Annotated in this window: 8 protein-coding genes; 1 reads left to right on the top strand and 7 read right to left on the bottom strand. The window is 38.9% G+C overall.

Going from position 1 to position 10,816, the window contains the following annotated elements:
- Nucleotides 1–292: 292 nt before the first annotated feature.
- Entirely contained in the window at nt 293–2,752 is a 2,460-nt protein-coding gene (locus FM107_RS00515; RefSeq protein WP_086946577.1) for a glutaminase family protein, read from the top strand.
- Nucleotides 2,753–2,830: 78 nt separating this feature from the next.
- Here FM107_RS00515 and FM107_RS00520 read toward each other — a convergent pair whose 3' ends face one another.
- From FM107_RS00520 to FM107_RS19830, 7 genes are all read right to left on the bottom strand, one after another.
- Complete coding sequence (locus FM107_RS00520; protein ID WP_218778881.1) at nt 2,831–4,267, bottom strand: glyceraldehyde-3-phosphate dehydrogenase; 1,437 nt, start codon at nt 4,265–4,267, stop codon at nt 2,831–2,833.
- Between the two features lie 190 nt (nt 4,268–4,457).
- Entirely contained in the window at nt 4,458–5,594 is a 1,137-nt protein-coding gene (gene hemW / locus FM107_RS00525; RefSeq protein ID WP_086946579.1) for a radical SAM family heme chaperone HemW, read from the bottom strand.
- Between the two features lie 500 nt (nt 5,595–6,094).
- Nucleotides 6,095–7,009 (bottom strand): AraC family transcriptional regulator, encoded by a 915-nt coding sequence (locus tag FM107_RS00530; protein ID WP_086946580.1) that lies wholly within the window; start codon nt 7,007–7,009, stop codon nt 6,095–6,097.
- A gap of 47 nt (nt 7,010–7,056) precedes the next feature.
- A complete protein-coding gene (locus FM107_RS00535) occupies nt 7,057–7,896 on the bottom strand; it encodes an SDR family NAD(P)-dependent oxidoreductase (RefSeq protein WP_086946581.1) in 840 nt (279 codons plus the stop codon).
- 103 nt (nt 7,897–7,999) lie between these two features.
- Nucleotides 8,000–8,896: an AraC family transcriptional regulator gene (locus FM107_RS00540; protein ID WP_086946582.1), complete on the bottom strand. Its 897-nt coding sequence runs from the start codon at nt 8,894–8,896 to the stop codon at nt 8,000–8,002.
- Nucleotides 8,897–8,913: 17 nt separating this feature from the next.
- Nucleotides 8,914–9,915, bottom strand: coding sequence for an aldo/keto reductase (locus FM107_RS00545; protein ID WP_086946583.1), 1,002 nt, complete (start codon nt 9,913–9,915; stop codon nt 8,914–8,916).
- Nucleotides 9,916–10,037: 122 nt separating this feature from the next.
- Nucleotides 10,038–10,169, bottom strand: a complete 132-nt coding sequence (locus tag FM107_RS19830; protein WP_256959259.1) for an AraC family transcriptional regulator — start codon at nt 10,167–10,169, stop codon at nt 10,038–10,040.
- Nucleotides 10,170–10,816 lie beyond the last annotated feature (647 nt).

The following is a 10,816-nucleotide window of genomic DNA, read 5'->3' on the forward strand; positions in this document are numbered from 1 at the left end:
TGTATATTTGATAATCTTCTCATGAATCGAATTGCTAATTCGTATTAGCTAATCGTATAATCTGATCAATAAGTTGTATATTTCGTTCAAAATGTATTTAGTTCGCCTATGCGGTAAAAGTTATGTCGATTTAAATTCTATTTTTGATCTTATCAATAATAACCCTTTGTTCGGTTTCTTAATTTTGTTTTCACCTAAAAACGCAAGGTTTTTACTGTTCAAGTTGGGATTCAACTTTTCTGACAACAGGTTATTAGGTTTAAACAAATGATGCCTCAAAATTTTGTGTAAAATGAAAATAAAGAAAATCCTGACTACCTGCATCGCTTTAATAGGCGCAACAAGTTTCGTCTACGCGCAGCAGCCGAGTTCACTGCGTGCACCGGCAGTTCCATTGATAACCATCGATCCAAATGTTAGCGCATGGTCGCCGGCTGATAAACTGTATGATACTTCGGTGGCCCATTGGTCAGATAATAGAAACCTGCCGTTGTTGGGGGTTATAAAGATTGATAACGAGGTTTACAGGTTTATGGGTACCGAGGAGGTTGAGCTACTGACAGCGGTCGCCAATGGAGAGGATAAAGCGTGGGACGCTACCTATACCACTCAGGAGCCTCAAGATAACTGGTTTGCCACGGATTATAAGCCGCAAGGCTGGAAACAGGGAAAGGGAGGATTCGGGACATTTGAAAATGAACCGCTCAGTAAAACCGACTGGCAAACCGATCAAATATGGGTGCGTCGAGAAATAACACTTTCGGCAGATCTTGCAGGGAAAGACGTATACCTGGATTACGGACATGATGATGATGCAATTTTCTATATCAACGGCATTCAGGTAGTATCGACAGGTAACTCCACAGGGAAGAATAAACGCGTTAAGCTAAGCGAGGAAGTTGTAAATTCGTTAAGAAAAGGGAAAAATATCCTCGCAGCGTATTGCCATAATGGCGGCGGTAATGCTTATTTAGATATGGGCATTCTCGTCGAACGGAATAATCAACGATATTTTCAAAAACAAGCAGAGCAGCTATCGGTTGACGTACAACCAATGCAAACCAAATATGTCTTTGCCTGTGGTGATGTACAATTAAAAGTAAGCTTCACAGCGCCACTTTTTCTAAATAATTTGGATTTATTGGCTCGGCCAATCAATTATTTAAGTTACGAGGTGAGTTCACCGAAGGCAGTTTCAGTAGAGCTGTATTTCGAGGCTGCCCCGCATTGGGGATTAAATTTACCAACACAAGCATCCACGAGCGAGAGTTACACAAACGGAGATGTGGTCTATTTGAAAACAGGAAGCGAGTCTCAGAATATACTTGGTCGCAAAGGTGATCATGTACGAAACGACTGGGGTTATTTTTACATGGCGGGAGAGAAAGATGTTACCACTGCGTTTGTAGGTAGTCCGACGACACTCCGCGCGGCCTTTGTAACCGGAACGAAAAGTGCTGAAGATGGAAATCAACTGGCACTTGTCCAGAAAGGAAAAGTGAACGGCACGCTAAATGGTAAAATAGCTATCGGTTACGATGATATTTACGCAATCCAATATTTTCAAGAGAATTTACGCCCATACTGGAACCGCGATGGGAAGCAGAAGATCGAAGGACAGTTTGAAAAGGCGTTTGCTGAATTCGATGATATCGAAAAAAAGGTCGAGCAATTCGATAACGATTTCATGACACAATATAGTGCATTCGGTGTCGAATATGCGGAGCTTTGTGCGCTGGCATATCGCCAAGCTATTGCAGCGCATAAACTTGTCGAATCGCCTAAAGGCGAATTGCTTTTACTCTCAAAAGAAAACGATAGCAACGGTTCGATCGGGACAGTTGATATAACCTATCCATCCTCGCCATTGTTTTTGTACTATAACCCGGAGCTCGCCAAAGCGTTGATGAACTTTATTTTCGAGTACTCCGAATCCGGGAAATGGGCCAAACCTTTTGCGGCACACGATGTGGGTACATACCCTGTTGCCAATGGGCAGACTTATGGGGGAGATATGCCGGTCGAGGAAAGTGGTAATATGTTAATTCTAGCATATGCGCTTGCGCGTGCCGAGGATACCCCCAAATACGCAGCGAGTCACTGGGACGTTCTGACGACCTGGGCAGATTATTTGGTGGAAAATGGGCTGGATCCTGAAAATCAGCTGTGTACGGATGATTTTGCTGGACATTTTGCGCATAATGCTAACCTTTCAGTGAAAGCAATTTTAGGAATAGCTTCGTATGGCTACCTGGCGAAGATGCAGGGTAAAGATCAAATAGCTGAACGTTATTTAAAAATAGCCAAGGAAATGGGCACACAATGGGAGACGATGGCCAATGACGGCGACCATTACCGTTTGACTTTTGACAAACCAGGTACATGGAGTCAAAAATATAATCTTATCTGGGACAAGATTCTTGATATGAACATCTTTGATGAACAGATCCGGGAGAAGGAGGTCGCTTACTATTTAACCCAGCAAAATCAATATGGCTTACCCCTTGATAATAGGGAAACGTACACCAAGTCTGACTGGATACTCTGGTCGGCAACGCTAGCAGACGATTTAGAAACGTTTAATAAGTTCGTAAAACCCGTCCATGCCTTCATGAATGAAACAGTCGATAGAGTTCCGATGTCCGATTGGATTTATACCGACAAGCCGCAACGTCGCGGGTTTAAAGCTCGCGCTGTTGTTGGGGGATATTTCATGAAAATGCTAGAAAAGAAATATAGCGAGAAGAAATAAAATTAGAAGGGGGGCCGGTTAACTGGCTCCCCCTTCAGTATAAAGTCATTTCTGACTTTTGGATGGAAAATTGGCACGTTAATAATAGGTGTATCGCTTCACGCCAGCCATATGCTTAGCGAGTCGCATAACCTGATGGGTATATCCGTATTCATTGTCATACCAGATGTATAGGATAATATTTTCTCCGCTGTTGGAAACGATCGTTGCCGGAGCATCAATTACAGCCGCTGCACTTGTACCAAGTATATCCGAGGAGACAAGCTCTGCGTTGGTTTCGAATTTTATTTGTTCTACTAGTGGTCCTTGTAGTGCAGCGCTTTTTAGAATTGCTAATAGACGCTCTTTAGTACAAGGAGTTTTTAATTCCAATTGAAGTATAGCGAGCGAACCGTTTGGCACCGGAACACGGATTGCATTCGAACTTAATTTCCCATAGAGCGAGGGGATGATTTTAGCAACTGCCGTGCCGGCTCCTGTTTCAGTAATGACCATGTTTAATGCAGCCGCACGTCCACGCCGATGCTTTTTGTGCATATTGTCAACTAAATTTTGATCATTAGTGTAAGCGTGTACCGTTTCGATATGACCTTTTGCAATCCCTAAAGTATTTTCTAAAATTGCTAATATTGGTGATATAGCGTTTGTGGTACAGGATGCTGCCGAACATATTGTGGTTTCTAGGGGCACGACCTCAGGATCGTTTACGCCATGCACAATGTTGGGAATATCTTTACCTGGTGCGGTCAACAGTACCTGCCGGACACCTTTTGCATCTAGGTGTCTGGATAATTCTTTTTTGTCTCGGAAGACTCCCGTGTTGTCAATAATTAGGGCATCCTGTATTCCATATATGCTATAATCGGTGTCTTCTGGATTTTTTGCGGAAATAATGTACACTCTATTCCCATTTATAATGAGAGAATTATTTGATGCGTCGACTTCAACAATGCCCTGAAAATCACCATGTATCGAGTCCTGAAGTAATAAGTTTGCACGTTTCTCCAAGTTACCTTCGTTAATCGCATCGCGCGTAACAATAGCGCGGAGTCTTAATTGCGCCCCACCCACAGCCTGGCTAATAATTTCTCTGGCCAGTAAGCGTCCAATACGTCCAAAGCCGTAAAGTACGACATCCTTGGGTTCAAAAATCGGATGATGTATTACCGATGCTAGTCGTTTGCGCGCGAAGGTAAGTAGGGGTTCGTCGGCTTGCTTATTTCGGGCCTGTAGCGCGAGCGTCCCAATGTCGATCCGAGATGGGGGTAATATCATTTCGTCAATACGGCGGGCAATTTCCAGGGTTTCTTCAATCAAGATTTCGCCTGAGGTCAATGCGCTTGTTTCTTGGTGTAAGCGAAGAATAAGACTGCCTCGCCGGTCGACTAATTGGTTACGGAAAAGAACCAGCTCGATGCTGTGGTTAATCCATAACTTGCTGACAATTTCAATGAGATCGGCAGCGGCCAATTGTTTGGATTTGTAACTTTTGACCTCTTGTTCAAAAGTAGCCATTTGTTCCATAATGATTTATAAATGATTATGGAGCAAACATATGAATTTATCGATTATTAAGCAGTGTTTTTTATAAATTTAATAAAATAATAGTGCTTAAACGTTTTAATTTTACGATTATTAAAAAATATATGCTTTTTTATCACTTAAAGTGTAATTTTTAAGAATTTAACGTGAGCGAAATTTAGTACTAGCTGTCCGGATTGAGTAAGAATAGTTCCGAGGCAATATGATCAGCGATAAGTTTGCCTTCTGGAGTAAGACAAATGTGATTGTCGGATGTAATTTTCAATTGACCTTTTTCAGCGAAACCTTGTACAGCATTATTAATATAATCTACTGTACCATTACCAAACCTTTCTGTAAGATAGGGGATACTTATTCCCCACATTGTTCGTAAGGATGTCATTACGTATTCGTTGAACTGATCCTCTAATGTTAAAATTTCCGTTTCGGAAATAATTTCTCCTGTATTTAATTTTTGAATATATGATGCATTGTTGGCGATATTCCAACTCCGTGAACTGCCGTTGAATGAATGAGCGGAAGGACCAATTCCGAGATAATGATTCCCTCGCCAATAACTCGTGTTGTGTTTGGCATAATGTTCTTGTTTGGCAAAATTGGAGATTTCATAATGTTCAAATCCATTTGAAGTTAATGTTTCGATGAGCAGATTCATTTGACGGGCGGATTGCGCTTCAGCCATAGGTGCGGTTTTTCCCTGGGTTATTAAATGTGCAAGCGCCGTTTTTTGTTCCACGGTCATCGAATAAGATGAAATGTGTGGAATGTTGTAGTCGAGAAGCTTCTGCATGTTTGCTACCCATTTTTCGTCCGTTAATAACGGGTAACCGTAGATAAGATCCGCTGTGATATTTTCGAAACCCGCATCTTGAACTCTTTTAATTGCCGAATCGGCTTCTACAGCATTATGCGCCCGGTTCATCCACCGTAAATCCTCTTCAAAGAACGATTGGATGCCAATACTAAATCTGTTTACTGCAGTTTGGCGAAGTCCTTTTACTTTTGGCGGGTTTAAGTCATCAGGATTCGCCTCGATCGTAATTTCTGCATCGTTGGCTATCTCGAAGTGCTTTGAAACGTGACCGATCAGTTTATCAATCTCCGTAGGGCTTAGGACCGAAGGCGTACCCCCGCCGAAGTAAATTGATTGTATTTTTTTATCCGTTAGGTAATCCGCACGCATGTCAATTTCCTTTTGCATCGTATGAAGCATTTCTTCCTTATATTTTAACGAAGTGCTAAAATGGAAGTCGCAATAATGACACGCTTGTTTGCAGAAAGGTATATGAATATAAATCATCTTATTGGTGCAAAGATAGGCTAAAATAGGAAGAACATTTCTGGATTTCGTCTTCTAACCTAAATAAAGAGTATATCTTTTGCATGAGCTATGCGGAAAAAGAAGTGAATGTGTTATTGTTTTTTTGAATGTCAGTCGGCTGACAGTGGCCGAAATTGTTTTTTGTTTCCCATTTGTTACTTTATGAGTGTATTTGTTTGATAATCAGTGTAAGTTTCAATACCGAACAGATGCAAAGATAGGATAAAAAGGGTTGAAAGTTTAGATCTTCGCATTTATCGCAAAGGGAAAGCGCGTACTTTTCCGGACTTCTAAATAATTTTTTACCTGAATTTGTAACTCACTTTATCTCTGTTTTCTATTTAATTCTGAAGACGATCAACCAAAACATACGACCTCGTATAAGCACTTTAGAAGTGAAATATCAATAAAACCTGTATTAAACTATTACTATGGCTTAATACAGGAGAGACGATTTAATAATAAAGTATATCCTTTAGTTAAATAAAAGAGTTCCTAAATGCAACAGGTGATAAATTGGTTTTATTTTTAAATAATTTAGAGAAACTTTGACTGTGTTCAAACCCCAATTGGAAGGCGATTTCCGAAACCGATAATTCAGTAGTTGAGAGTTTTTCTTTTGCTTTTTCTATGAGTTTCTCGTGAATATGCTGCTGTGTGGTCAGCCCTGTCACTGATTTTAATAAACTTCCGAGATAATTGGTTGAAATATTGAGTTGTTTTGCAATATAATTGGCGGTTGGTAAACCTTTATCAATTACATCATCCTTGAGAAAGTCCTCAAGGATAATTTCCAATTTTTCTAAAATCTGATGATTGGTCTTTTTTCTTGTAATAAATTGTCGCTGATAAAATCTTTCGCAATAATTTAAAATAACCTCAATCTGAGAGATAATAATATTTTGGGTAAACTGATCAATTCCAGATTGATATTCTTTTTCGATCGCTTTGAAAAGTCCGATTATAGTTTCTTCTTCTTTTTCGGAAAGAAATAACGCTTCATTCACATCATAACCAAAGAATTTATAGCTATTAATTGTTGTTGCCAAAGATGTATTCCATATAAAATCGGGATGGAAAGCAAAAAGATAGCCCGAAGGTTTTTTTTCAGACTTACTAATGTGCAATCTTACAACTTGTCGGGGTCCAATAAAAGACATTAATCCTTCATCAAAATCATATTGACTTTGACCGTAATGAAACTTACCCTGAATATCTCTTTTGAAACCCATAAAATACAAATCCTGAACCCAGCTGATTTCAGATTCCTCGATTTGATATTCCACTAAACTATAATCTACCAGACTAATGAGTGGATGCTGAGGCTTTGGCAATCCTGAAATCTTATGAAATTCCGAAATGGTATCAATGGTATATAATTTTCTGTTATTCATAATCGAAAAAAATAAGGGCAACAGCAAGAACTATTGCCCTTACAAATTTAGTAATCCGTAGATGTACTAAGCTTTTTAAATTCAGAAATTTCGTTTTGAAGTGCATTTAGTTTGTCTCCAGCGATGCTGAATGCATCAGAGCCTAGAACCAAATGAATCGGCGGATTTTTCATTGAAACCAATTCTATCAGTGCAAAAGCTGCTTTTTCAGGGTCGCCGGGTTGATTGCCGTTGATGTCTTTTTCGTGTGCCGTTTGAAGTTTTCTTGCAGTAGTGTATTCTTCAATTTCAGTTTTTGGCGTTCTGAGTGAACCGCCAGTCAAGAAATCAGTTCTGAAATATCCCGGATAAACAACGGTTGCATTCACTCCTAATTCGTTTACTTCTGCAGCCAAAGCTTCTGTGAAGCCTACAACTGCAAACTTGGTAGCACAATAGATTCCCCAACCTGCAAATTCTCCAGTCAAGCCACCAATTGAAGCAATGTTGATAATGAAACCGCTTTTTTGTCTTCGAAGGTAAGGCATTGTTTTTCTGATGATATTCAAAGAACCGAAAACATTGATGTCAAAATTCTGCCGGCTTTCCAAATCCGTAATTTCTTCTAAGGTTCCCAATTGTCCATAACCGGCGTTGTTCACCACAACATCTAATTTCCCAAATTTCTCAACCGTTTTTGTAACCGCCGCTTCAACAGAATTTTCATTGACTAAATCAACTTCCAAAGGAAGAAACGTCTCATTTTCTTCACTTACTTCTTCCTGAAGTTCAGCAATATTTCTGGAAGTTGCTGTCACAAAATGACCTTCTGCCATTAATCTTTTTACTAAAGTTAAACCTAAACCTTTTGAAGCACCTGTCACGAACCATACTTTTTTTGTGTCCATTTTTTGATTGTTTTATTTGATTAATAATTACAATGCAAAATTGGTAAGAATGAAAAATTAGTATGTATCTAGATCACTGCTTGTTGTAGCTGAAACAAATATTTTAATTATAAGACCACCTAAATTCTAAAGGCGACATATGGGTTTTCTTTTTAAAAAGCGTACTGAAGGACTGGGAATGTTCAAATCCCAGTTCATAAGCAATCTCACGCACAGAAAGTTTTGTCGTAGAAAGTTTCTCTTTTGCCTTGCTGATGAGTTTTTCGTGGATATGTTGCTGTGTGTTTTGTCCCGTGTGAACCCTTAAAAGATCACTTAAATAATTCGGGGAAAGATTCATCGCTTCGGCAACCTGATGTACAGTTAAAAGTCCTTTTTCTGATGAGTTTTTATCAAAATAGTCATTCAGGAATTTTTCAAATTTGATTAATAACTGATGGTTGTTGTTTGTTCTCGTGATAAATTGCCGCTCATAGAACCGATGCGAATAATTTAGCAGAAGATCAATTTGAGAAAGGATAATTTCCTGCGTATGACGATCGATGTGCTGGCACTCTTTATCGATTTTATCAAGGATTTCAATCAAATCATTCTCTTCCTCTTCGCTTAAGTGTAAGGCTTCATTCGTGGCATAAGAAAAAAATCCGTATCTGGTAATCGCCGCCGCCAACGGATGTTTCAATAGAAAATCTTCGTGAAAAATCAACAGATAACCCGCCGAATCACAATCCATTGTCTCAACATCTAAGTATTGAACTTGATTGGGCGCCGTAAAACTGAGCACACCTTTGTCATAATCATAATGCTGCTGGCCGTAACGGATCTTTCCAGTAGCTTCTCTCTTCAAAGCCACACAATAGAATCTATTCATAAAACCTTTCCATACCTCATCCTTAATGAAAATACTTGCCGAAAGATTGATTACGCTTACCAAAGGATGTTTTGGCTCTGGTAAGGAAAGTAACTTGTGGAATGCGGAGATGGACGGAATTGTATTCATTTATGCAAATTTAAAACTCAATAATCCAAAAGTCCCATACTGAACTCGTCGTAAGGTGCGCCGGTATCGGTTCCTAAAGGTACAATACTTTCCAGTTTTGCGAGATCATTTTCTGTCAGGATAATTTTACCTGCGTCGATATTCTGTTCCACATATTTTCTTCGTTTTGTCCCCGGAATCGGAACGATGCCTTTGCTGATGATCCATGCAATTGCGAGTTGAGAAGAAGTGATATTTTTTTCTTCTGCTAATGCCTCTATTGCTTTGACCAATTCAATGTTTCTATGAAAATACTTTTCCTGGAAACGCGGAATTCCTCGTCGGAAATCATTTTCAGGCAAATCGTTGATCGATTTAATATGACCAGACAAAAATCCTCTTCCTAACGGGGAATACGCTACAAAACCAATTCCTAAGTCATTCAAAGTTTTTAGAACACCTTTTTCCTCAACCGTTCTTTCAAACATAGAAAATTCACTTTGAACTGCTGAAATCGGATGAATTGCGTGCGCTCTTTTTACCGTTTCCGACGAAACTTCTGACAAACCAATATATCCTATTTTCCCTTCATTTACCAAATCGCTCATCGCAGCGACTGTTTCTTCGATTGGAACATTTTTGTCCAAACGATGCATATAATACAAGTCGATATAATCTGTTTTCAAATTTTTCAGCGAACGATCAACTGATTTTTTGATATAATCTCTTGTCCCATTGATTTTCCAAGTGATTTGTTCATTGTCATCGATTTCCCAACCAAATTTTGTTGCGATAATGTACTTTCCACGATTGCCTTCAATAGCTTTTGCAATCAGCTTTTCATTTTTGAAAGGGCCGTATAAGTCTGCGGTGTCGAGGAAATTTCCACCCAGTTCGAAAGAACGGTAAATGGTAGAAATGGCTTCTTTTTCATCTGTTTTGCCATACATATCTGCATCTTCGAAACCAGTCATTCCCATACATCCCAAACCGACATTCGGGATGATAAGACCTTGATTTCCTAATTTTACTTTGTTCATCTTTTTTAAAATTATTTTTAACAACACAAAGTTGAGCAGAAATTAACTTCTAGAAGTTTGCAAAACAACGGATGTTGTATGAGAATTACGGATGTTGAAAGTTTTAACTAATAAAGATTATTTTAATTAAACGATTGTCTAGTCTCCAACGACGAAACATTGGTCTTGTTTTTGAAAAGATTGCTGAATGATTGCGGATGCTCGTAGCCCAATTCGTAAGCAATTTCTGAAACGGATAGATTTGTTGTCGTCAATTTTATTTCGCTTTTTCTACGACGACGTTCCGAATGTATTGTTGGCAGGCGAGACCTGTCAATGAACGCAACATATCACTCAAATAACGGCGGGATAGAATGAACTCTGTGCTGATATACTTCACGGAAGGCACACCGTTTCGCAGAGTGTTTTCTTCGCCAAATTAATAATTCAAAAATTTGTCCAATGAAGCGATAATGTCCAAGACGCAAATGAAAACAGACTTATTCGAATATTATAATAAAGAACGTCGTCATTCCACACTTGGAGACCTTACAATCGAGCAATTTAATAACAGAAAACAATATCTTAAAAAAAGTGCTTAACTGTTACTGCCGATTTTATTTATAAGTCCAAAGGTCGGTCATTGTATTCAAATAGCGCTTGGATTATTAATCTAGATTCTTCATAAACGGATATAATTCGCTTGAGTTCAGGGTATTCATCTTTTTGTCATTTACCTCGCTATAAACTACAAAATAATAAAAATCTGTTTTCACAGAACTGTAAAAATATTATTCGGTTAGAAAACACGTGGTCCATAGTGCGGATACTGAAATTCAAGATAACAAAGTGCATTTAAGACATATTGTATCCGCCCTATGAACTACATATTTGATTTGTCGATGATTTGTTTATAGTTTTG

Origin of the sequence: Sphingobacterium sp. JB170 (assembly GCF_900163865.1) — a bacterium.
Classification (GTDB): Bacteria; Bacteroidota; Bacteroidia; order Sphingobacteriales; family Sphingobacteriaceae; genus Sphingobacterium.